18 protein-coding genes are annotated in these 23000 nt (G+C 61.5%); 12 read left to right on the top strand and 6 right to left on the bottom strand.

Annotated features, from left to right (window positions below; all coding sequences use genetic code 11):
* Positions 1-92: 92 nt before the first annotated feature.
* From GRF63_RS09800 to GRF63_RS09770, 7 genes are all read left to right on the top strand, one after another.
* Positions 93-2018: a 2-oxoacid:acceptor oxidoreductase subunit alpha gene (locus GRF63_RS09800; RefSeq protein WP_160485819.1), complete on the top strand. Its 1926-nt coding sequence runs from the start codon at positions 93-95 to the stop codon at positions 2016-2018.
* Positions 2015-3061, top strand: coding sequence for a 2-oxoacid:ferredoxin oxidoreductase subunit beta (locus GRF63_RS09795; protein WP_160485818.1), 1047 nt, complete (start codon positions 2015-2017; stop codon positions 3059-3061). Before GRF63_RS09800 ends, GRF63_RS09795 begins: the two co-directional genes overlap by 4 nt.
* Before the next feature lie 14 nt (positions 3062-3075).
* The gene (locus tag GRF63_RS09790) at positions 3076-3984 is read left to right on the top strand and encodes a metal-dependent hydrolase (protein ID WP_160485817.1); all 909 of its coding nucleotides are present in this window, start codon (positions 3076-3078) and stop codon (positions 3982-3984) included.
* Positions 3985-4013: 29 nt separating this feature from the next.
* Positions 4014-5405 (top strand): cryptochrome/photolyase family protein, encoded by a 1392-nt coding sequence (locus tag GRF63_RS09785; RefSeq protein WP_160485816.1) that lies wholly within the window; start codon positions 4014-4016, stop codon positions 5403-5405.
* A 43-nt stretch (positions 5406-5448) separates the two neighbouring features.
* Positions 5449-6687, top strand: a complete 1239-nt coding sequence (locus tag GRF63_RS09780) for an SAM-dependent methyltransferase (RefSeq protein WP_160485815.1) — start codon at positions 5449-5451, stop codon at positions 6685-6687.
* Positions 6687-7928 carry a serine hydrolase domain-containing protein gene (locus tag GRF63_RS09775; RefSeq protein ID WP_202131670.1) on the top strand — a complete coding sequence of 414 codons (1242 nt, stop codon included), beginning with the start codon at positions 6687-6689 and terminating at the stop codon, positions 7926-7928. Before GRF63_RS09780 ends, GRF63_RS09775 begins: the two co-directional genes overlap by 1 nt.
* 63 nt (positions 7929-7991) lie before the next feature.
* Positions 7992-8795, top strand: coding sequence for a hypothetical protein (locus GRF63_RS09770; protein ID WP_160485814.1), 804 nt, complete (start codon positions 7992-7994; stop codon positions 8793-8795).
* A gap of 1 nt (position 8796) precedes the next feature.
* On the opposite strand, the gene GRF63_RS09765 is transcribed toward GRF63_RS09770, so the two are convergent.
* The 6 genes from GRF63_RS09765 to GRF63_RS09740 form a co-directional block, all read right to left on the bottom strand.
* Positions 8797-9144: a PilZ domain-containing protein gene (locus GRF63_RS09765; protein WP_160485813.1), complete on the bottom strand. Its 348-nt coding sequence runs from the start codon at positions 9142-9144 to the stop codon at positions 8797-8799.
* Positions 9145-9250: 106 nt separating this feature from the next.
* The gene (locus tag GRF63_RS09760; protein WP_160485812.1) at positions 9251-9982 is read right to left on the bottom strand and encodes an SDR family NAD(P)-dependent oxidoreductase; all 732 of its coding nucleotides are present in this window, start codon (positions 9980-9982) and stop codon (positions 9251-9253) included.
* Positions 9983-11458, bottom strand: a complete 1476-nt coding sequence (gene purF, locus GRF63_RS09755; RefSeq protein WP_160485811.1) for an amidophosphoribosyltransferase — start codon at positions 11456-11458, stop codon at positions 9983-9985.
* A 156-nt stretch (positions 11459-11614) separates the two neighbouring features.
* Positions 11615-12586 carry an alpha/beta hydrolase family protein gene (locus tag GRF63_RS09750; RefSeq protein ID WP_160485810.1) on the bottom strand — a complete coding sequence of 324 codons (972 nt, stop codon included), beginning with the start codon at positions 12584-12586 and terminating at the stop codon, positions 11615-11617.
* Positions 12587-12607: 21 nt separating this feature from the next.
* Positions 12608-14338 carry a tannase/feruloyl esterase family alpha/beta hydrolase gene (locus tag GRF63_RS09745; protein ID WP_237392407.1) on the bottom strand — a complete coding sequence of 577 codons (1731 nt, stop codon included), beginning with the start codon at positions 14336-14338 and terminating at the stop codon, positions 12608-12610.
* 16 nt (positions 14339-14354) lie between these two features.
* Entirely contained in the window at positions 14355-14993 is a 639-nt protein-coding gene (locus GRF63_RS09740) for a TetR/AcrR family transcriptional regulator (RefSeq protein ID WP_160485809.1), read from the bottom strand.
* A 212-nt stretch (positions 14994-15205) separates the two neighbouring features.
* Here GRF63_RS09740 and GRF63_RS09735 point away from each other — a divergent pair, with 212 nt between their 5' ends.
* From GRF63_RS09735 to GRF63_RS09715, 5 genes are all read left to right on the top strand, one after another.
* Positions 15206-16516, top strand: a complete 1311-nt coding sequence (locus GRF63_RS09735) for an MFS transporter (protein WP_160486316.1) — start codon at positions 15206-15208, stop codon at positions 16514-16516.
* The gene (locus GRF63_RS09730) at positions 16513-17379 is read left to right on the top strand and encodes a shikimate dehydrogenase (RefSeq protein ID WP_160485808.1); all 867 of its coding nucleotides are present in this window, start codon (positions 16513-16515) and stop codon (positions 17377-17379) included. The genes GRF63_RS09735 and GRF63_RS09730 overlap by 4 nt, the downstream gene beginning before the upstream one ends.
* Complete coding sequence (locus tag GRF63_RS09725) at positions 17376-19238, top strand: bifunctional sugar phosphate isomerase/epimerase/4-hydroxyphenylpyruvate dioxygenase family protein (RefSeq protein WP_160485807.1); 1863 nt, start codon at positions 17376-17378, stop codon at positions 19236-19238. Before GRF63_RS09730 ends, GRF63_RS09725 begins: the two co-directional genes overlap by 4 nt.
* Positions 19239-19349: 111 nt before the next feature.
* Entirely contained in the window at positions 19350-21959 is a 2610-nt protein-coding gene (locus tag GRF63_RS09720; RefSeq protein WP_160485806.1) for a TonB-dependent receptor plug domain-containing protein, read from the top strand.
* Between the two features lie 63 nt (positions 21960-22022).
* On the top strand, positions 22023-23000 hold the full coding sequence (locus GRF63_RS09715) for an alpha/beta hydrolase (protein WP_237392406.1): 978 nt from the start codon (positions 22023-22025) through the stop codon (positions 22998-23000).

Raw genomic sequence — 23000 nt, 5'->3', positions numbered from 1 at the left:
GATTGTCCTTGGCCAACAAGGAACCTAGGTCGCCAGCTAACGCTGGGACGATATTCCCCAATGCCAAAGGCGTGCGGCAGAGAGAGTTTTACATGGCGACACAGACGGCTGACAAGCAGGCCGAGAAACAGAAACTGGATTCCATGGTGGTCCGCTTCGCCGGCGATAGCGGCGACGGCATGCAGTTGACGGGTGGCCAGTTCACCCTGTCCACCGCGCTGGCGGGCAATGACCTGGCGACCTTCCCGGATTTCCCTGCAGAGATCCGCGCGCCGCAGGGTACGCTGTTTGGCGTGTCCGCGTTCCAGATCAATTTCGGCAGCCGCCAGATCAACACTGCGGGCGATGCGCCCGATGTGCTGGTGGCGATGAACCCCGCCGCGCTGAAGGTGAACCTGTCATCGATCAGCCCCGGCGGCCTGATCATCGCCGACAGCGGCGCCTTCACGAAGCGCAACCTTGAAAAGGCGCATTACGAGGTCAACCCGCTGGAAGATGGCAGCCTTGCCAAATTCGACCTGCTGGCCTTCGACATCTCCGAGCTCACGATCGAGGCGGTGAAGCCCTATGGCCTCGGCAATAAGGATGCCTTGCGGTCGAAGAACATGTGGACCTTGGGCCTGGCGCTGTGGATGTTCGACCGTCCGCGAGAGCCGATCCACGAATGGCTGAAGGACAAGTTCAAGTCCAAGCCGGATATTGCCGATGCCAATATCGCCGCGTTGGATGCCGGCCATGCCTATGGCGAAACGGCAGAGCTTTCCGGCCCGCTGAAACAGGTGGCGATGGACCCGGTGGCAGCCGAGCCCGGCCTCTATCGCACCATCACCGGCGCGGAAAGCGTATCGCTGGGTCTGGTGGCTGGCGCGCAGCTGGCAAAGCTGCCGATGTTCTTCGGCGGATATCCGATCACGCCGGCCAGCGCGATCCTGCATCACCTTGCCCGTTTGAAGGAATTTGACGTCACCACCTTCCAGGCGGAAGACGAGATCGCCGCCATCTGTGCTGCCATTGGCGCAAGCTATGCGGGTCAGCTTGGCGTAACCAGTTCCTCCGGTCCCGGTATCGCCCTGAAAACAGAGGCGATGGGCCTTGGCATCATGGTGGAACTGCCGCTGGTGATTGTGAACAGCCAGCGCGGCGGCCCGTCCACCGGCCTGCCTACCAAGACGGAGCAGAGCGACCTCTACCAGGCCGTTTACGGCCGCAACGGCGATGCGCCGCTGCCCGTGGTGGCCGCGCGCAGCCCGGCAGATGCGTTCGAGGTTGCTATCGAGGCGTGCCGTATCGCCACGCAATATATGACGCCCGTGATGCTGCTGACCGATGGCTATATCGCCAATGCGGCAGAACCGTGGAAAGTGCCGGACCCGGCGAGCTATGAACCCTTCCCGGTAACATTCATGGACAGCCTGCCCGATGGTGAGGAATTCCTTCCTTACAAGCGCGATGCCAAGGGCGCGCGCCCTTGGGTGAAGCCCGGCACGCCCGGACTGATGCACCGCGTTGGCGGCATCGAAAAGCACGAGACAACCGGCAATATCGATTATTCGCCGGACAATCACCAGCGCATGACGCAGCTTCGCAGCGACAAGGTGACGGGTATCGATGTGCCCGATCAGGAAGTTTCCTGGGGTGAGGACACCGGCGATCTGGTGGTTGTTGGTTGGGGCAGCACATATGGCCCGATCAAGCAGGCCGTTAACCGCTGGATAGAGAAGGGCGCAAAGGTTTCTCACGTCCATGTGCGCCATATCTGGCCCTTGCCGCAGAACCTTGGCACCTTGCTGTCCGGTTTCAAGCATGTGCTGATGCCGGAAATGAACACGGGCCAGTTCAAGACCCTGCTGCGCGATCAGCTTCTGATCGATGCAGAAAGCCTGACGAAGACCAGTGGCCAGCCTTTCCAGATCGCCGAACTGGAAGACGCGATTGGACGCTGCCTGGAAGAGAAATGCGCGGGCAGGGTCATGGCCAATGATCAACAGCTGCCCAACACGGCGGAGGCCGGACAATGAACGAACTTACCAAGATCGAAACCACGCTGAAGGATTGGGAAACCGATCAGGAAGTGCGCTGGTGCCCAGGTTGCGGCGATTACGCCATTCTCAAGGCCGTGCAGCGCACCCTGCCGCAGCTGGGATGCGATCCCAAGAACACCGTGTTCGTATCGGGCATCGGCTGCTCCAGCCGGTTCCCCTATTACATGGAAACATACGGCTTCCATACGATCCACGGACGTGCACCGGCCTTTGCCACGGGCATAAAGCTGGCCAATCCCGATCTGGATATCTGGATGGTGACCGGCGATGGTGACGGGCTTTCCATCGGCGGCAACCATCTGATGCATGTGCTGCGCCGCAATGTGAACATGCAGATCATGCTGTTCAACAACGAGATTTACGGCCTGACGAAGGGGCAATATTCGCCCACCAGTCGGGAGAATACCCGCTCGCCTTCCACGCCGCTCGGCTCTGTCGATCATCCGGCCAACCCTTGCGCTTTTGCGCTGGGCAGCGGGGCGCGGTTTGTCGGGCGCGGTATCGATGTTTCGAAGAACCTGCCCGATGTGCTGAAGGCCGCGCATGCCCATCAGGGCGCCGCTTTCATCGAGATCTTCCAGAACTGCATCGTCTATAACAAGGATGTGTTCGACGATTTCGCCAAGCCCAAGGGCGCAGACCAGCAGCAGCTCTGGCTGGAACATGGCAAGCCGATGCTGTTCGGCAGCGAGAAGACCGGCGGCGTAAAGGGGCTGAAGCTTAACGCGCAGACCCTTTCCTTCGAAGTTGTCGACGTGCCCGATGGCGATGCGGAAGCGGCGGGCGTGCTGGTGCATGATGCCACCAACCGGATGCTGGCGCACATGCTGGTGGAACTGCCGTTTGGTGAATTCCCCATGCCGCTGGGCGTGATCTATGATGATCCGGCCACCACTTACGAGGCCGTCGTGCATGATGAGAAGCGCCGCGCGAGTGAAGGCAAGACCGCCAGCCTGGCCAACCTGCTGGCAAAGGGCCAGACCTGGACTGTCAGCGGAACGGCTGCGGACCCGATCTAGCCCCCTCGGCAGCGATGGATAACCTTACCCACTCGCTGACAGGTGCCCTGATCGGACAGGCGGGGCTGAAGAAGAAAACCGGCCTTGCCATGCCCGCGCTGATCATCGGCGCAAACCTGCCCGATGTGGATGCGGCATGCTTTTTCTGGCTGGAGGGTGTGGAGCCTCTCGCCTTCAGGCGCGGGATAACGCATGGGCCGATCGCGCTGCTGCTGCTGCCGCTGATCCTGGCAGGCCTGCTGTATGGGTGGGACCGCTGGCAAACACGGCGGGGCAAACGGCCTGAAGGGCGGCCGCCGGTGCATTTCGGCTGGCTTTATGGCCTGTCGCTGATCGGCTGCCTCACCCACCCTGCGCTCGACTGGATGAATGTCTATGGCATTCGCTTGCTGGAGCCATTTTCCAGCCGCTGGTTCTATGGCGATGTGCTGTTCATCATCGACGTGTGGCTGTGGGCCTTGCTGATCGGCGGGATGTGGCTTTCGCGCCGGCGTGAAAAACGCGGGATGGATTGGCGCGGTACGGCGCGTACCGCACTGGGGATTTGCGGCATCTACCTTGTCGCCAATTTCGCCATTTCGCAATTCGATCGCATGGCGAATGCCTCCTTCGTAGAGACGATCTCCTCGCCGCCGCCACTGGCCTTCTGGCAAAGGGAAAGCATTGGCGTAAGCGGCAGCGGCAGCTTCTTCGTTGATGGAGAGCGGATCGGAAACACACCGCTTTCAGCCTGCGATCTGGAGACGGCGAAGGCGCGTGATAAGCAGGTAGCGGCGTTCCTGTTCTGGAGCAGGGCGCCTGTCATCACGCGGCAGGAGGACGGCAGCTTCTTGCTGGGCGATGCCCGCTATTACGGCGTGGAAGAAGGGCGCTTCAGCGTTACCCTGCCCGATGGTCTGTGTTCGGAACCGGGCGGAAGCTGATAGCGTTGCCCTGCTAAAGGGGATTACGATTGTCCGAACCGCAAATTGTCTGGCTGCGCCGTGACCTGCGCCTGTGCGACCACGCCGCCTTCACCGCCGCCGCCCAGGCAGGGCCGGTAATACCTGTCTATATTCTGGATGATGACACACCCGGTGATCGCAAGCTGGGCGGGGCCAGCCGCTGGTGGCTGCATCACGCGCTGGCGTCGCTGGAGAAGGATCTTGGTCGGCATGGTACAAAGCTGATCCTGCGACGCGGCAGTGTGTGCGATGTGCTGCCCAAACTGCTGGAAGAAACCGGCGCCAAGACCGTCCACGCCATCCGGCATTACGAACCATGGTGGAGGCGCGCGCAGGGCAAGCTGCAGGATGAACTGGACCTGGAATTGCACGACGGCAATTACCTGCTGCCCCCCGGCACCGTCACCACGGGCGGGGGCACGCCGTACAAGATCTTCACGCCGTTCAAGGATTCGATGTTCTCCGCCATAGACGGGTTCGACATCCTGCCGGAACCGAGCCTGTCGAACCCGGATAGCTGGCCAGCCAGCGATAGTCTGGACGATCTGGACCTGCTGCCGACAAAGCCGGACTGGGCAGGCGGCATGCGTGATTTCTGGGGTGACCAGCACGGCACTGCCGCCGCGATGGAGCGGTTCGATAAATTCCTCGAGGTCAGCAAGGATTACACCGACGATCGCAATCTGCCGAGCGAGGATGCCACCAGCTGTATGTCACCCCATCTTCATCACGGCGAAGTCAGCCCGCGCATGTTGTGGGACGCGATGAGCCGTTACACCAGCGATGGTGCACGCATGTTCCGCGCGGAATTGATCTGGCGCGACTATGCGCAGAATATCATCTGCCAGTTCCCCAAATATGGCGAGGAATCCTACCGCGATCTCTACACTGGCAATTTCTGGCGCAATCCCAATCGCGGTCATGTGATAGAGGAAGAGCTGGAGGCCTGGCAGATGGGCCGCACCGGTTACCCGATCGTCGATGCCGGGATGCGCCAATTGTGGGCCACCGGCTGGATGCACAATCGCGTGCGAATGATTGCCGCCAGCTTCCTCGTCAAACACCTGCTGATTGACTGGAAGCACGGCGAAAACTGGTTTTGGGATACGCTGGTGGATGCCGATTACGCCAGCAATGGCACGAACTGGCAATGGGTCAGCGGCAGCGGTGTGGACAGCAATATGTTCGTGCGCATCATGGCTCCGCTCAGCCAGAGCGAGAAGTTCGATGCCGGCGATTATATCCGCGAGTGGGTGCCTGAGCTGGCCGATTTGGGCGATGACAGGATCCATGATCCGGAGGCGAACGGATGCAGGCCCGATGATTATCCCGCCAAGCTGATCGGTCACAAGGAAGCGCGCGAACGGGCGCTTTCAAACTACCGTGAGCACAAGGGCTGAGAACATCTTGAGATGGCGGCACAACGCCGCCATAACGCGCGCCATGAATGCGGGACATGCAAGGGGAGGGGTGCTGCTGGACAGCGGCGAGCGCTTTGGAGTGAAGCCTGGCTTGCTTGCGCGCCTGTTTGTGCCGGCCGTTTCCCGGATCCTCGATTCCATCGATGGAGGCCTTGCCAGCGGCACCATCCACGGCACCTTGCCCGATGGCACCAAGAGAACGCTGGGCGGCAATGCACCGGGCTTCGAATGCGAGGTGGCGCTGCACGATTGGCGGGCCCTGCTGCGCCTGGCAACGGGCGGTTCCGTGGGATGGTATCAGGCCTGGGAAGCGGGCGAATGGTCCAGCCCCGATCCGGTGCAACTGTTTGCCCTGTTTATGGCCAACGCCGTATCCTTGGGCGATGCCGCGCGCGCCAAGGGGCCGTGGCGCTGGGCGGCCAGGGCCATGCACGCATTGAAGCGCAATACGCGCGAAGGCGCGGAAAAGAACATCCACGCGCATTACGACCTCGGCAATGATTTCTACGCCAGCTGGCTTGATCCCACGATGACCTATTCCAGCGCGCTGGATTATGCGGGCGATGGATTGCTGGCTGCGCAGCACCGCAAGTGGGACGAATTGAGCGGCCGCATTGGCGATGCCCGCAGCGTGCTGGAAATCGGTTGCGGATGGGGTTCGCTGGCGGGTCATCTGGCGGGGCAGTGGCGTGACGTTACCGCGATCAGCATCTCGGATCGCCAGCTGGAATGGGCACGCACCCGCTTTCCCGGTCCGGAATTTCTGAAATGCGATTACCGCGACATGGCAGGCCAGTTCGATGCCATCGTCAGCGTTGAAATGGTGGAGGCTTTGGGCCGGGAATACTGGCCCACATTCATGGATTGTGTCGCCCGCAACCTGAAACCGGGCGGGCGTGCGGCGATCCAGTATATCTCCATCGCCGATGCCATTTTCGATGATTATGCCGCCAGCGCCGATTTCATCCAGGCCTATGTTTTCCCCGGCGGAATGCTGATCCGCACCAGCGAATTTCGCCGCCTTGCGGAGCAACGCGGCCTGCGCTGGACCAATCAGAAAGATTTCGGCATCGATTATGCCGAAACGCTGGCATGCTGGCGCGCGCGGTTTGACGAGGCCTATCATGACGGCCGCCTGCCCAGCGATTTTGACCAGCGCTTCCGCGATCTCTGGCGGTTTTACCTCATGTATTGCGAAGGCGGTTTTCGCGGCGGTGGCATCGATGTGCACCAGGTCACCCTGGTGAAAGACGTGTCATAATGAAGTGGATCCTGGGTATCTTCGCCGTGCTGGCGCTGGGCGCCGGTGGCTTCTGGCTTTCCCTCGATGATGATCAGCGCGGGCTGATCGCCAACATGCCGACAGACCGCGATGTGCTGTTCTGGCCGGAGGATACCCGCACCGCTGCATTCCGCGCGCTGGATGCCTTTCCCGCCCTTGCGGATGCGCGCGTGATAGAGGCGGGTGACGCTACCTATCCACTGCCAGAGGGGCAGCCTCTGGACCTTGGCGAATTCGACATGGGCGCCTTCATGCAGCGCCAGAATGCCGCCGCCGTGGTGGTGGTGCATGATGGCAAGGTGGTGATGGAGCGCTACGGACTGGATTTCAGCGCCAACGGTAAATGGACCAGCTTCTCTGTCGCCAAAAGTCTGACATCAACCCTTGTGGGCGCGGCACTGGCCGATGGCGATATTGAAAGTCTTGACGACAATGTGAGCAAATATCTGCCGGACATGCGCGGCTCTGCCTATGACGATGTCACCATCCGCCAGCTTTTGACCATGAGCAGCGGGGTCAAATGGAACGAGGATTACAGCGACCCGCAATCGGACGTGGCGCTGTTCGCCGAGCATGAGCCGGAGGACGAAAACGTCGATGCGCTGGTGGACTATATGCGCCAGCTTCCCCGCGATGCGGAGCCGGGCACGCGCTGGCAATATAACACCGGCGAGACCAATCTGATCGGCGTTCTGGTGAGGGAGGCCACGGGCAAGAACCTGGCCGATTATCTTTCCGAAAAGGTGTGGGCGCCCTTTGGCATGGAACAGGATGCAACATGGATCCTGTCCCGCAGTGGCAGCGAGATTTCAGGCTGCTGCATTCAGGCCAGCACCCGCGACATGGCGCGCTTTGGCTTGTTTGCCCTTGGCGGAGGGATGGCGGGCGGCAAACGCGTGGTGCCCGAAGGCTGGTTTGCAGAGGCGGCGCAGCCAGCGTTTGAGACAGGCCGCTTCGGGCGTGGCTACGGCTATCAGTGGTGGACCTATCCGGGCGGGGTTTATGCCGCCAGCGGTTTGTACGGTCAGGGCATCCTGATCGATCCGAGCCGCGATCTGGTGATCGCCACCAATTCCAATTGGCGCCAGTCCACCGGCAATGATGGCGCGGGCGAAGATCGTAACCGTTTTTACGCTGCCGTGCAGGCGGCAATAGATGCGCGGCGCGGCGAAACCGGCATTCGCGTAGGCGGCCCGGCAGAACCGATGGTGAGAGAATAAATGTTGCAGGCTGCGCAAGAATATAACTGGCAGTAACTCGGCCAATTCCCTAACGATCCACCCATGGCAATCGGTACTTCTCCAAGACGCACACCCTATCCGCGCAGCCCGCTTCAGCGCTTCGCGGTTATTCTCGCCGTGATATTGCAGGTGGGCGCAACCTTTCTGCCAAGTTTCGGCATCGGGGAAGATATCGGCAGCCGTTCAGATGCCACACGCACGCTGATCACGCCTGCCGGGTGGGCCTTTGCCATCTGGGGGCCGCTGTTCTTCGGCTCCGTAGTCTTCGCGCTTTATCAGGCTCTGCCGTCGCAACGGCACAGCGCATTGCTGAACCGCGTGGCCTGGCCTGCGGCAGGTGCCTTTGCCCTTAATGGACTGTGGGCGCTTTACACGCAGGTTTACGCGCTGACGTTCGCATCCGTCGTGATCATCCTGTTCTCGCTGGTGTGCATTCTGATGGTGTACCGCACCCTGGTTCACCTGGACCGGGATTTTACGACAGTGGAACGCTGGATCGTCGTCCTTACGCTCAGCGCGCTTGCCGCGTGGCTGACGGCGGCGAGCATCGTGAATATCTCGGCCACGCTGGTGTATTACGGCGTGGGCGCGAACAGCGACAAGGTGATGCTGGCGTCAGGCGTCATCGGGCTTGGCGGCCTGATCGCGGCGGTCGCCGTATGGCGAGGGCGGGGCAATCCCGTTTATGCAGGCGTTTTCCTGTGGGCCCTCATTGCCATCTATGCGGCGGGGGGACAGACTGCGCCTTCCCTGGAATTCGCGACGATTGCAGCGGGATTACTGGTGCTGGGCAGCGTTTTGATGAAATTGCGCCATGCCGCCAATCGGAAGCACTGGCTGGGCTAGATCAGCCGCGATAGCTGCCATCGCCGCGGAAGCGGGCCAGGACATTGTCATGCACGATGGGTGACAGCAGGTTGGTGAAGGCGCAGCCGCACTGCCCGTTTTCCCACCACACCACTTCGGATTGCAGGGATTCAAGGCCGGGCAGGGTCAGCCAGCAAATCGATCCGGGATGCATCCGGTTCAGTGCCGTTGCAGAAAATCCGGACAGGGAAAGATCGTTCACCACCGTCTGAAACGCGCGCATGCCCGATCCGCGCAACTGGGCAGGAATCATGATCTTCGTGCGAGGAGCACTGCGATCTTCCTGTGCAGCAATATCATAGCGGCCCATGGTGTTTTGCATGCTCATCGCGCGCGTTTCCCGTTTTCTGTGGTTTCATCCGGCAAGCCCGCAGGTGCGGCCTTGCTTTGCACAGAATGTCGGAGGCTGCCTAACAGGACGCTAAGCGAAGTGGTTAACGCGGCGTTTCCACTCGCATACGGTGGAGATTGGGGAAATCTTCCGTCAGCATTTCCGCGATGCGATTGCCCACCACCTCTGGCGGCCTCACCGAATCGGGATCTTCGCCCGGATAGGCACGCGCGCGCATATCCGTGCGAGTCGCGCCCGGATCCAGGATGGCGACGCGAATTTCGGAAATCCGTTCGATCTCCTTCGCGTGCGATTCCAGCAGGTTTTCAAACGCGGCCTTGCTGGCGCCATAAGCACCCCAGAAGGGCCGTGGCTGAGCACCAACGGAGCTGGTGAGGCCGATGATCCGGCCAGCGTCGGCCCGCTTCAGCAAGGCGTCGAAATGCGCGAGCAACGCCTGCGTGGAAAGCACGTTCAGGGTAAGAGCCTGGTTGAACTGTTGCCCGTCAATCTGGGTGACCGGCGTCAGGGTTGGCAGCTGCGCCGCACAGATCACCATGATATCCAGCTTGTTCCAGCGCTCTGCCACCGCCTGCGCCAGCCTGCCGATGCTTTCGCCATCTGTCAGGTCTAGCGGCGCGATGGTGGAGGTTCCGCCGGCCGCGTGGATTTCGTCTTCCACGCCTTCCAGCCCCTTCACCTTGCGCGCGGTGAGGATGACATGCGCGCCCTTGGCGGCCAGCGCTTTTGCCGTTGCCGCGCCAATGCCGCGGCTTGCCCCGGTGACGAGCGCGATCTTGCCCGCAAGTGGCTTTTGCTCTTGATTATCAGTCATTCAGGCGACCTTGTTGACTGGAAGTGAAAGCTGCGCGTCCTTGTCCTGCTTCCCCGTCAAATCGGTGAGCGGAGTGGGATATTCGCCAGTAAAGCAGGCATCGCAATATTGCGGACAGGCATTGTCGCGCCCTGTCAGGCCCACCGCGCGGTAAAGCCCGTCGATAGAGACGAATGCCAGACTGTCTGCCTGGATGAATTCCTGCATTGCGGCCAGATCCATGCGGCCTGCCAGCAGCTTTGATCGCTCTGGCGTATCCACGCCGTAATAGCAGCCATGGCCGGTGGGCGGGCTGGCCACGCGGAAATGCACCTCCGCCGCGCCCGCATCGCGCATCATCTGCACGATCTTCAGGCTGGTGGTGCCGCGCACGATGGAATCGTCGATCAACACGATGCGCTTGCCTTCCACCAGCAGGCGGTTGGCGTTGTGCTTGCGCTTTACCCCGGCGTGGCGTGCGCCATCCGAAGGCTGAATGAATGTGCGGCCCACATAGTGGGAGCGGATGATGCCCAGTTCGAACGGGATGCCGCTCTCCTGCGCATAGCCGATGGCAGCGGGCACGCCGCTGTCCGGCACGGGCACCACCAGATCGGCATCGCAGGGCATTTCGCGCGCCAGTTCCGCGCCGATGTTCTTGCGGCTCTCGTAAACGCTGCGCTTGTTGAAGATGGAATCGGGCCGGCTGAAATACACATGTTCGAAAATGCAGGGGCGAGGGCGGGTTTCGCCAAAGGGCCGGTGCGATTGCACATTGCCGTCAAAATCCACCTCGACGAATTCGCCGGGATCGACCTGCCGGGTAAATTCCGCGCCAACCACGTCCAGCGCCACGGTTTCGCTGGCGAACACCACGGCATCGCCCAGCTTGCCCATCACCAGCGGGCGAATGCCCATCGGATCGCGGCAGGCGGCCATGCCGCGCGGTGTCATCACGATCAGCGCATAGGCGCCTTCCACGAGGCGCAGCGCGTCCACCAGCTTTTCTCGCATGGTGGGATAGCGGCTGGTCGCCACCAGGTGGATGATGACTTCGGTATCGGAGGTGGACTGGAAGATCGCGCCCTTGCTGACCAGTTCCTGCCGCAGCTTCATCGCGTTGGAGATATTGCCGTTATGGGCCACGGCAAAGCCGCCGCTGGCCAGATCTGCATAGAGCGGCTGAATATTGCGCATGCCCGATCCACCCGTGGTGGAATAGCGCACGTGGCCGCCAGCCATATGTCCGGGCAGTTCCGCAATCGAATCTTCGGACGAGAAATTGTCGGCCACATGGCCAAGCCCGCGACGGGTATAGAATTCTGCCCCGTCGAAGCTGGTTATGCCCACGGCTTCCTGCCCGCGATGTTGCAGGGCGTGAAGGCCCAATGCGCAAGCGGCAGCGGCGTCAGTCCCGCCGATGATGCCGAACACGCCGCACTCTTCGCGCAGCTTGTCGTCACCGTCACCGTTCAAATAGGGATGGGTGAAGTTCATCGATTTCCGTTTGTAACAGCAGCGCAGACCCAATGGCGATGTTGCAGATCGATTACAAGGGGCGCGGCACGGTTTTGGCCAATTGCGACGATCGAATTATGCAAAGCCTTGGCTATCGGACGGCACACCACTCCGCAACCTGAGATGCAGCAAGCCTTAGTCGATACCCTTCTTCATCACGCGCAAATCCGGTTGCAGGCAGAGCCGGCATGCCGGACCGACGAAGGTTCTGGCGGCTGTCTGATCGCCCTTCAACTGCCAGTCGAGCCAATCAAGCTCCATCTGGGTGTTACGACCGCCGAACAGATCTCGGTAAGTGCCCAGGTGGCCGGTATCCACGTCGACAAGCATCACGGGAACGTGATCGATGCGATAGAAATCGTCCGTGCCGTTGGGATAGGCAACGTCGGAGGGGCCGCCCATGATGTACAGCACCGGCGTGTGCAGTGCGTCCAGTTCGGACTTCTGCATCACCTTTCCGTCGATCACGAACTCGCCTTCGATGATGATGCCGGTGTTGTGGAACACGGCTGCCTTGACGCGAGGGTCTGCCGCCACCCTGATCGCCTGGCCGCCGCCGCAACTGCGCCCCGAAACCCCGATCGCGTCTGTATCCAGCCGGTTGAAATAGGCGCTGCCTTCATCGCGCGAGGCGGCAATGCCCCAGTCGATACCTTCAGCAATTTGGCTTGCACTGGTTTTTCCGGGAGCGACCCCATCTTCCTCTTGCGTGCGCCGGTTCGAAATATCGGCCCGTGGCCCGGAGTAAATCCCGCCGGGCGCGACGATGACATAGCCGTGTGAAGCTACTTCCAGCAACGCCAGGCGATACTTGCCTACATCGTCCTGGCAACCGCCATTCCCCCAGACGATGAGCGGCAGCTTCTCGTCGCCAAGGCCATCCATATCAGCTGGCCGGAAGATAACGTGATCCGGGAAATCGGGGAGGATTTCATAGGTGGCGGGGTAGGGGCCTGTTCCGGGCAGGTCCGGTATCATTGCCGTCGCGGCATCGCGCGCTTCAGAGGCAATGGTGCGCGCCTCCTGTATGGTGATTTCCTGCTGCGCAGAGGCAGCATGGCCTGAACACAACGCCAGGCATGTTGCCGCGATGAAAATTGCCCGCATGGTAGAAACTCCGTTCAATTGTCAGATCTGGGGCCGAGCGCAGCGATAGCCGTCCGCACCGTTTGCCAGCGGGATTTGCGGGTATGGGCAAAGCGGCATTTCGCGACCCGGCCATGGCGTTTCGTCGCTAGCAGTCGCAGAAATGGAGGTTGGCGCTTTCCCGTCGATGACCCAGCTTTCCAGCGCAGACAGGGAATCGAACTGGTCGGTCGATGGTCCGCCGCGGCAGTGGTTCATGCCGGGAACCGGGAACACCCTTGCGAAGCTGGCTGCGTCTCCGCCGGTCTTGGTATTGACCTCGTTCCACCAGTTGATCGTATCGAGGACCGAGAAGACGGGATCGCTGCTGCCGTGGGGCACAATCAGCTTTCCGCCATTCGCGCGAAAGGCGGATAGGTCGGTGGAGCGCATGCCGACATCCTGCCAGGCGCTGGTTTTGTACGGAGCTTGCACCGCATAGATGGCCGGAGCATCCTTATCGAAATCGAACGCCAGCTGCCAGGCGAGCAATTGCTCCGGATCGGGCGCGATTGGCGTGGGCGGAGTGGTAAAGGCGGAAGCCAGCGCATTGCCGCCCAATACGACGTTCAGCGACGGCGGACCGTTTACCAGGCCAGTCTTCCAGACCTGCCAGCCCGTTGCGCCAACACCCCCGTCCCAGGCCCAGTCGGAGTAAAGCGCTTTGCCATCTGCATCGCGCGGGCCGTCCATGATTTTCAGGATTGCATCCACCTGCGCGCTCTCAAGGCAATCGCTTGCCCCTTGCGCGGTGCATTGGCGCGCACGAAGTTCCGGCTCCACGCGAGCGGTGGTGCATTGCCCGATTGCCGCGACGATGCCGTCCTGCGCGCCGTCGATGGCGTCGCAGGCTTCCAGTGTGGCATCGCTCACCAGCGCGAATTGCTGATCGGAGAACAGCGTGCGCAGGCCCTCGACCGAAGGCTTCTCGCCGCGCGCGGTAAGGACGCCCGCCAGTGCCTGCGTGTCCCATGCCTGTGCCACCGCGGCGCGGGGCAGCGCCATGCCGGGGGCCACGGCCACGATCCCGTCAAAGGCATCGGGATAGCGCTGCGCGAAGGCCATCCCCTCTTGCCCGCCCTTGGAGCAGCCCCAGAAAAGATTGGTTTCGCTGTCGCGGCCATAAAGCGTGGAGACGATGTGCTGGCCAAGATCGTAAGTCGGTTTCAGGCTGGAATGGCCATAGTCTGCGCGGGCCTGCGGATCGTGGCCGAATGCCATCACTCCGCCGTGGCTGGGCACATTGTTGCGATCATTGTCGTGTCCGCTGTCCTGCGCGATCACTGCATAGCCGCGATCCAGCGCCGTGGTGTTTCCGGGGCCGTTTATGCCGGTCGCTTCGCGGATCACGCCGTTGGAACCGCCGCCGCCTTCGAACAGGAAGCGCCCGTTCCAGTCCAGCGGCAAGCGCATGCGGAAAGCTGTACGGTATGATCCGCCGATTTGGCCCTCGTGCTCGCCATAGTAACCCTCGACAAGGCAATGTGCGGGCAGCGGGGCCTGCACATCGGAGCCTTCGCCTTCGAGGACCAGGTTCTCTTGCCACGCACTGGTCTGGATAACGAGATCGCGCACCGGCGCCTGCGACATCAGCTGTGCGCCCAGTGCGGCGCACCTGTCGGAAAATGCGGTCGCGTCTGCACCGGCGCTGGCAGGCGGTGTCGAACCCATGCCGGTGCATGACGCGAGTAGGGCCGCCAGGCACATGGGTGCAACGGCTTTGCTGTTAATCATTTTCATTCCTTTCCCGTCACTTCGCACAGCGATTGACTATGGTTGCGATGATCTCCTCACGGCGGGTTTCCATCTCGGTGGAGGAGTGGGCATCGATTTCGAATACGTGGCCGAAGGTGTGGACATTGGCGATGTAGTGGAAGCAGAGCGCGCTGACGGTAAGGTGCACCTGCAAGGGGTCCAGCCCGCTTCGCAAGGTGCCGTCCGCCGCGCCGCGATCCAGAATTCGGCGCATGGTATCCAGCGCCAGCTCACGCTGCTGAAAGCTGTCGATCGAATGGATCTGCTCGCCGCAATTTATGTTCTCGGCCATGATGATGCGAACAATCTGCGGACGCCGGGCGTGCACGTCGAACGTCGCACCGACAAGCGCGGTTAGCGCATCGAGCGCCGGCAGATCGTCGTAATCGAGCGATCCTTCGGCGATCCGAAATTCGTCATAGGCCTGTTCCAGCACGGCGCGATACAGCCCGTCCTTGCTGCCGAAATGGTAGTAGATCATGTGCTTGCTGGTGGCAGTGCGCGAAGCGATTTCCTCTACCCTTGCGCCTGCCAACCCTTTTTCGGCAAACTCTTCGGTCGCCACGGCCACAAGTTCGGCACGTGTTGCCGATGCGTTCCGCTTGCGCCGCTCCTTGACCGCTGCCTCTGCCAAAACTCTCCACTCTCTCGTCTTATATGTTCTTGCGGCGTGTCATAGCCAAGGGCAATGGCCTGATGCAATAACATTCCAACCTGTATGTTTGTTGTTGACCGTACCGGACGGTATGTTTAGATGCGCTCCATTCGACCTTCCCGGATAACGGGGGCGAAGCGAGAGGACGTCATGATTGCAATCAGCACCAACAGCGCGGCGCGAGTCGTTTGATGAACGCGGCCGCTGCCATCCCTGAAACTGCCGATTCTACCGAGTGGAAGCCGGTGCAGATTATTGCTGTGGGCCTGTGCTTCCTGCTCAACATGCTTGACGGTGCAGACCTTCTGGTGATGTCCTTCGTGGCGCCGGTGCTGTCCGATGAATGGTCGATCGCGCCCGCAGATCTCGGCATCATCTTCAGCGCCAGTCTTGCCGGCATGGCCGGTGGCTGTCTGCTCATCGCGCCGCTGGCAGACCGTTTCGGTCGCCGCCCGCTCATCATTTGTGCGCTGGCCGTCGTCGCCGTGGCGATGGTGATTTCATCGCAAGTGCACTCGGTTCAGGCGATGGTGCTCGCTCGCTTCGTGATTGGCCTTGGTGTTGGAACGATCGGCGTCACGATGACGGCCATGGCATCTGAATTCGCGCCCGCCCGCTATCGCGACTTTGCTGTCGGCTTCGTCCAGGCGGGCTGGCCCTTCGGGTCTATCATCACCGCGTTTCTCACAGTGGCGCTGCTGCCCGAATATGGCTGGCGCATGGTCCTGCTGATGATCGGGCTCCTCAGCCTCGGCCTGCTGGTCATCGCACTGATCGTCATGCCGGAATCGCTCGATTTCCTGCTGCGTCGCCAGCCGAAGAATGCGCTGGAACGCGCTAACAAGCTTGGTGCGCGACTGGGGCATGAGCCGCTTGACGCGCTGCCGCCGAAGCCAGACACTGCGAACAAGATCGGCTTGCTGCGCCTGTTTGACGATGGCCGGATGCGGTCCGGCATCATCCTTTGGCTCGCCGTGGCGCTGGGATATTTCGTCCTCTATTTCGTGATTAACTGGATCCCTGAACTCACCACCCGCGCTGGTTTGCCGGTTGATCAGGCGATCTACGCCGGGGCGACCTATAACCTTGGTGCCTTTCTCGGCACAAGCGCGATGGGCTGGTTAGCTGTGCGGTTCGCGCTGCCGCGTGTGATATCGCTGTTCTTCTTCGCCTCTGCCGTGGCCATGCTGATCTTTGGCAATGTATCGATGCCACTGGCGCTGACGCTGCTTTCGGCAATGTTCGTTGGTGTGAGTGTGCAGGGCGGCTTCAATGGCTTCTGGGCGCTTTCCGCGCGGTTCTATCCCACCGATATCCGCAGCACCGGCATCGGCTGGTCGATGGGCGTGGGCCGCATCGGGGCGGTACTGGGGCCGCTGGTTGGTGGCTATCTCGTCGGTGCCGATCTTCCGGTTGGAACGATCTTTGCCATTTATGCCGTGCCCGCCGTCCTTGCCGGCCTGCTGGTGCTGCTTGTCGCCGTTCCGGAGCGGCGAGCATGACGGGCACTAATTCTCCGCTGAAGGTAGGGCTTTTGGGCCGAGGGATCGCTGCATCCTCCTCCCCGGCAATTCACGAGACCGAAGCTGCCTGCCTTGACCTTGCGCTTACCTACCAGCTGTTCGATTTCGATCTGCTGGGGCTGGCTGACGATGCCCTGTCCGGCAAGCTGAACCAACTGCTGGATGGCGGTTTCAGCGGGGTCAATATCACCCATCCCTTCAAGCAGGCCGTCATACCCCTGCTTGACGACATTGATCCCACCGCTGCCTCGCTCGGCGCGGTCAACACCGTAACCTTCCGTGACGGGCGCATGATCGGCAGCAATACGGACTGGATCGGCTTCCAGTTCATGCTCGACGTGGCCTTGCCGGATGAGCCGCGCGATATCGTTGCGCAGATCGGCTCCGGTGGAGCAGGCTCGGCTACAGCGTTTGCGCTGCTCGCTTCGGGCACGCGCGAACTGCGCATTCACGATGCTTCCGCCACGCGGATCGAGGCGCTTGAACAGCGCCTTCGCTCGGCCTTCCCGGAAGCCACGATCATCGCCTGTGCATCTGCCGCAGGTGCGATTGATGGTGCGTGCGGCGTGGTGCAGTCCACACCGGTGGGTATGGCTCAGCATCCCGGAATGCCGTTTGACCCTGCTCTGCTTGACGAAGACCAATGGCTGGCGGACGTGATCTATTTTCCCCGTGAAACCGAATTGCTGAAGGCTGCACGGCAACGCGGCATGGCCACTGCCGATGGCGCGCCGATGGTGGTTGGCCAGGCGGCAGAAGCGTTCCGTCAGTTTACCGGGGTAGAGCCCGATCGCGACCGTATGCTGGCCGCGCTGACTGGCCAGCAGCGGAGCGCGGCATGAAGACGTCCATCGCCTCCGTCTGCCTCAGCGGCCCGCTGGCCGACAAGCTGCAATCTGCAGCGAACGCCGGTTTTGGCGGAGTCGAGATTTTCGAGAACGACCTGATCGGCGCGCCGCAGGATGCCAAGGCGATTGCGCAGATGATGCGCGACCTGGGCCTGGAATGCACCATGTTCCAGCCGTTCCGCGATCTTGAAGGCATGCCCGAGCCTCAGCGCAGCGCAGCCTTTGCACGCATGGAGCGCAAGTTCGAAATCATGGACGCGCTCGGCACCGATCTAGTGCTCCTGTGCTCCAACTGCTCTCCCGCCGCCCTGCCGGACCGCCAGCGCATGCTGGATGACCTGGGTGAATTGGGCGAACTGGCGGCGCGGCATGGCAAGCGCATCGGGTACGAGGCGCTGGCGTGGGGTCGGCACGTCAACGATCATCGCGATGCGTGGTCGCTGGTCCGCGACGTGGATCATCCTTCTGTCGGGCTGGTGCTGGATTCCTTCCACTCGCTGGCGCGCGACATTCCCAGCAGCAGCATCGGCGATATTCGCAGTGACAAGCTGTTTTTCGTGCAGCTCGCCGATGCGCCGCGCCTCTCCATGGACGCCCTCAGCTGGAGCCGCCATTTCCGCGTACTGCCGGGGCAGGGCGACTGGCCCGTGGCCGAATATGTCGCCGCCATTCAGCGCACAGGTTACGACGGGTGGTTCAGTCTGGAGATTTTCAATGATCAGTTCCGTGCAGGCGCCGCCAGCCAGCTGGCGGTAGACGGCCATCGCTCCCTTCGCTTTCTGGAGGACGAGGCGGTGCGTGTTTCCGGTCGCCAACCGGTGCTGCCCGACCGCGTAGCCGCGACCAGCACTGAGTTCATCGAATTTGCCGCCAGCGACGAAGAGGCGGAAGAATTCGCGCAATATTTCCGCGCGCTCGGCTTCACGCCCGTCGCAAAGCATCGCAGCAAGGATGTGACCCGGTGGAAGCAGGGCGAGATCAACTTCGTCATCAATTCTGAGCCCGACGGCCATGCGCACAGCCATGAGGTGGTTCACGGCGGCTCCGTTTGTGCCATCGGCCTTGGCGTAACCGACCCAGATGCAGCCATGGAACGCGCGAAGGCGCTGGGCATCCAGCGGTTCGAGCAGGCCGTGGCCCCCGACGAATGGGATATCGCCGGTGTTCGCGGCATGGGCGGCAGCGTTCTCTACCTTGTCGACGCGGCGAAAAGCGAAGCGATGTGGGCGGAGGAATTTCCGCACCAGCAAGAGGAAGAAGGCACCGCTCCGCTTCTGACCCGGATCGACCACGTGGCCCAAACCATGCAGCAGGGCGAATTCCTCAGCTGGCTGCTGTTCTACCACTCGCTGTTCGATATGGATACGACGGCGCAACTGGAAATCGCCGATCCGATGGGCCTGATCTACAGCCAGGCCGTGCAGAACGCCGATCGCAGCGTGCGCTTTACCCTCAACGGATCGCTGGCCCATCAGTCGCTGAGCTCGCGCTTCATCCGCAACTACTTCGGCGCTGGCGTGCAGCACATTGCGCTGGCGACCGACGACATCTTCAAGGCGGCACAATCTGCGACCGAAGCCGGTCTGCCGCTGCTCGAGATCGGCCCGAACTACTACGACGATATCGAAGCGCGCTTCGGGCTGGAGCCTAAACTGCTCGAACGGCTGCGCGCAGGCAACATCCTCTACGACCGCGACGAGCAGGGCGAATATTTCCAGTTCTACAGCCGCGCGGTTGCCAAGCGGGTGTTCTTCGAAGTGGTGCAACGCCGCGATTACGATGCCTTCGGCGCGGCAAACGCCGCCATCCGCCTGAGCGCGCAAGCCAGCCACAGAGAGCCGGAATGGATGTGAACCATGGCCTGCAAAGAACCCAACCCACCCAAAGCCTACACCGATTTTAACCCAGTTGATAATGCCAGAAAGCCAACCGGCGAAATGCCGGACGCAAGAGAGAGGATTACCATGAGAAAGTCCCTGAATTCGAACTTCGCGGCCCTGCTTGGCAGTGGCTCCCTGATTGCCCTGTGCCTTCCCGGTGCAGCGCTGGCGCAGGATGCCGGTGCCGGGATCGAGGAAGAAGTTGTGCCCGCAATCGTCGTGACCGGCAGCCGCATTCGCGGTATTGAGCCGACTGGTTCGCCGGTGATCGGCCTTGGCCGCGAGGATATCGAGGCAAGTTCCGCGTCGACCACGACCGAACTGCTTTCAGAACTGCCGCAGGTCTTCAACTTCGGCGCGACTGACGCATCGTTCACCTCCGCCAACAACCAGAACGCCAACCGCACGTTCGGCACCGGCATCAACCTGCGCGGCCTAGGCACGGAATCCACGCTGACGCTGCTTGACGGCCGCCGCCTGCCCGCTGCGGGCACGCAGAGCCAGTTCTTCGATCCCTCTGTCATCCCGACGATGGCAATCGCGCGCCTCGAAGTGCTGGCCGATGGCAGCTCCGGCATCTACGGTTCTGACGCTGTGGGCGGTGTGGTGAACATCCTGCTGCGCAAGAATTTTGACGGTGCCGAAGCAATGGGCCGCGTCAAGTTTGCTGACGGGTTCGAGGAATATCAGGCTGGTCTAGCCCTGGGCAAAAGCTGGGCTACCGGATCTGTCATGGTGGCTGGTGAATACAACAAGCGCGGCACGCTTTTCGCGTCGGAACGCGATTTCTACACCGACGATCTCACCCCCTTCGGCGGGCCGGACCTTCGTTCCACCAACTCCGCGCCCGGCAATATCACCGTGGGCGGTGTCAGCTATGCCATCCCCGATGGCGATGGAGAGAACCTGACGCCCGGCGATTTTACCGCTGGCACGCGCAATCTGCAAAGCGCTTATCTGGGTGCCGGCGTCCTGCCGGAACAGGAACGCTACAGCGTTGCCGCAACTTTCGAGCAGGAAATTACGCCCAACATCGAATTCTATGCGCAGGGCTTTTATGCAGAGCGTGACGGCGTGCTGGCCGGCCCCGCACTGGCCGCGCAGTTCGACGTGCCGCCATCCAATCCCTTCTACGTAAATCCCGGCGCACCGGGTGAACGCGTGACAGTGGCATATTCGTTCATCAACGAACTGGGCACAGAGCGCAGCCCGTCTTCCCAGCAGGCCTATCACATCACGGGCGGCCTGAACGCGCAGCTGGGCGCAGACTGGTCTGCCAATGTGTTTTACGCCTATGGCCATGACAAGGAACGGTCGCTGACGCGCAACCTGGGCTCCGGTCCGCTGGGCGGAGTGCTGGCCGCCGCGCTGGCCGATCCGAACCCTGCCACCGCTTTCAATCCCTTCAGCTCCACCGGCAACAACAACCCCGATACGATCAACTCGTTCGTGGGCTCCTTCCGCGTGGATACCGATTACGGCATTCATGAATACGGCGCTTCGGTCGACGGCCCGCTGTTTGAAATGCCGGCTGGCGAAGTTCGCGTGGCTCTGGGTGCTGCAAGGCAGGAGATCAACTTCAAGGATCTCGCGCCCTTCCAGACCGATTTCGATCGCAAGATCAACTCTGTCTTCGGTGAAGTCTTCGTGCCCGTCATCGGCGGCAACGGCCCCGAACTCAACCTGTCGGCAGCCGTTCGCTACGATGATTACAACGACGTGGGCGATACGGTGAACCCGAAGTTCGGCGTCACCTTCCGCCCGGTGGAATCGCTGACCCTGCGCGGCAGCTATGGCACGTCTTTCCGCGCGCCGACGCTGTCCGACACGGGCCTGCCCTTCAACCAGTATCGACCGCTGGTGGACAGCAACAACAACCTTCGCAACGTGCTGTTTATTCGCGGCGGCAATCCTGATCTGCAGCCGGAAGAAGCCACCACCTGGTCTCTGGGTGCAGATTGGCAGCCAGACGCGATTGACGGCCTCAGCCTGTCCGTCACCTATTATAACGTGGACTACACCAACCGTATCGCCACGCCGGGTAATGACCTGCTGGCGCTGCAGAAGCCGGAACTTGCACCGATTGTCACCTTCAATCCGCCCATCGATCTGGTGAACGCCATCATCGCGGGCGGATTGTTCAGCCCGCCGCCGGCATCCCCCGCCGATGTCGAGGCGATTGTCGACGGTCGCAAGGTGAACCTTGGTGCGAACAAGACCGACGGCCTTGAATTCATCGGCAGCTACGAAAGCTTCGCCGATTGGGGTTCATGGCGCGTGGGCGTGAATGCCACCAAGATCCTGTCCTTCGATCGCTCGATCATCACCGGCACGCCGCTGCGTGATGTGCTGGATACGATCAACAACCCGGCATCCTTCATCGCCCGCGCTTATGCCGGGGCGGAAGTCGGCGGCCTGTCAGGAACCGTGTTCGTCAATCACTATGGCAGCTATGACAATGATTCCGTCACGCCGATCCAGGATGTGCCGTCGCATACCGAGTTCGATCTCGCTCTGCGCTACACGCTGGAACAGCCGGTTGCCTTCACGCAAAGCGTCACCTTCACGCTGGATGTGCAGGACATTTTCGACAATGATCCGCCTTATGTGCAGAACGGCAATCTGGCGTTCGATCCCAATGCCCACAGCCCGATAGGTCGCACTATCGCAATCGGCCTGCGCGCCGGTTTCTAGGCAAGGCGGCCGGCAAGCGTTACGCTTGCCGGCCGTTTTTCCATCAGACGTTCGGAGAGAATTATGAAATTTGCCCAACCGCGCCCGGCCATTCTTGCCATTGCCGTCGTGCTGGCGGGCTGCGCAACTGTTGATGAGGCAGTCACGCACTCTGACGAAACCGCAGCGCGCGCGGCATCCGATGCAGCCTTTGCCGCGGCGCCAGATATGCCGGGCACCGGGCCATATCCCGCAATCCGCGACGTGCGGCCAGACTTGCCCGATCACATCGTCTATCGTCCGCAAGACCTGGGCGCTGTGGACGATGGTAAGCTTGGCGTAGTATTGTGGGGCAATGGCGGCTGTTCCGCCGATGCCACATCCGCCCGTTTCCACCTGCTGGAAATCGCCTCCCACGGCTATATCGCGATTGCACCGGGCAAGGCGTATAGCGGTCCGGGCGCGCTTACCGCTCCGCCGCGTGAACCCCATAGCGATGGATCATTCCCGCCAGTGCAGACGCTGCCCGCAGATTTGCTTGCCGGGCTCGACTGGATCCTGGCAGAGAACGACCGTGCCGAGAGCCCTTTTCACGGCCTGATCGATCCGGAGATGGTCGCAGTCGCCGGGCATAGCTGTGGCGGCCTGCAGGCGATCAGGCTTGCCGCCGATCCGCGCATCGCCACCGCCATCGTTCACAACAGCGGCGTGCTGGACCCGGACGCCTTCAATCCCATCACCGGCTTCTCCGTCGCGAAGGAGGAGCTGCGCAATTTTCATGAGCCGGTTCTCTATATCCTAGGCGGCGAGAGTGACATCGCCTTCGCCAATGGCATGGACGATTTTCAGCGCATCAATAACGTGCCGGTGGCCGTTGCCAATCTGGATGTGGGCCACGGCGGCACCTTCCGGCAGCCGAATGGCGGCGCGGTCGCTCCTGTAGCGGTGCAATGGCTGGAGTGGCAGCTGCGCGGGGACGAGGCCGCTTCGCGCTGGTTCATCGGCGAGAACTGCGGCCTGTGCGATAATGCGGAATGGACTTACGAAACAAAGGGCTTCTGA

Source organism: Aurantiacibacter rhizosphaerae (genome assembly GCF_009807005.1).
Taxonomy (GTDB): domain Bacteria; phylum Pseudomonadota; class Alphaproteobacteria; order Sphingomonadales; family Sphingomonadaceae; genus Alteraurantiacibacter; species Alteraurantiacibacter rhizosphaerae.
The sequence above is the reverse complement of the archived record's forward strand: the minus strand, read 5'-3'. Positions and strand labels throughout refer to the sequence as shown.

Coding starts and splice junctions, on each gene's coding strand:
- GRF63_RS09800 (WP_160485819.1), top strand. CDS start 93: ATGGCGACACAGACGGCTGACAAGCAGGCCGAGAAACAGAAACTGGAT.
- GRF63_RS09795 (WP_160485818.1), top strand. CDS start 2,015: ATGAACGAACTTACCAAGATCGAAACCACGCTGAAGGATTGGGAAACC.
- GRF63_RS09790 (WP_160485817.1), top strand. CDS start 3,076: ATGGATAACCTTACCCACTCGCTGACAGGTGCCCTGATCGGACAGGCG.
- GRF63_RS09780 (WP_160485815.1), top strand. CDS start 5,449: ATGAATGCGGGACATGCAAGGGGAGGGGTGCTGCTGGACAGCGGCGAG.
- GRF63_RS09775 (WP_202131670.1), top strand. CDS start 6,687: ATGAAGTGGATCCTGGGTATCTTCGCCGTGCTGGCGCTGGGCGCCGGT.
- GRF63_RS09770 (WP_160485814.1), top strand. CDS start 7,992: ATGGCAATCGGTACTTCTCCAAGACGCACACCCTATCCGCGCAGCCCG.
- GRF63_RS09765 (WP_160485813.1), bottom strand. CDS start 9,144: ATGAGCATGCAAAACACCATGGGCCGCTATGATATTGCTGCACAGGAA.
- GRF63_RS09760 (WP_160485812.1), bottom strand. CDS start 9,982: ATGACTGATAATCAAGAGCAAAAGCCACTTGCGGGCAAGATCGCGCTC.
- purF (WP_160485811.1), bottom strand. CDS start 11,458: ATGAACTTCACCCATCCCTATTTGAACGGTGACGGTGACGACAAGCTG.
- GRF63_RS09750 (WP_160485810.1), bottom strand. CDS start 12,586: ATGCGGGCAATTTTCATCGCGGCAACATGCCTGGCGTTGTGTTCAGGC.
- GRF63_RS09745 (WP_237392407.1), bottom strand. CDS start 14,338: ATGATTAACAGCAAAGCCGTTGCACCCATGTGCCTGGCGGCCCTACTC.
- GRF63_RS09735 (WP_160486316.1), top strand. CDS start 15,206: ATGAACGCGGCCGCTGCCATCCCTGAAACTGCCGATTCTACCGAGTGG.
- GRF63_RS09730 (WP_160485808.1), top strand. CDS start 16,513: ATGACGGGCACTAATTCTCCGCTGAAGGTAGGGCTTTTGGGCCGAGGG.
- GRF63_RS09725 (WP_160485807.1), top strand. CDS start 17,376: ATGAAGACGTCCATCGCCTCCGTCTGCCTCAGCGGCCCGCTGGCCGAC.
- GRF63_RS09720 (WP_160485806.1), top strand. CDS start 19,350: ATGAGAAAGTCCCTGAATTCGAACTTCGCGGCCCTGCTTGGCAGTGGC.
- GRF63_RS09715 (WP_237392406.1), top strand. CDS start 22,023: ATGAAATTTGCCCAACCGCGCCCGGCCATTCTTGCCATTGCCGTCGTG.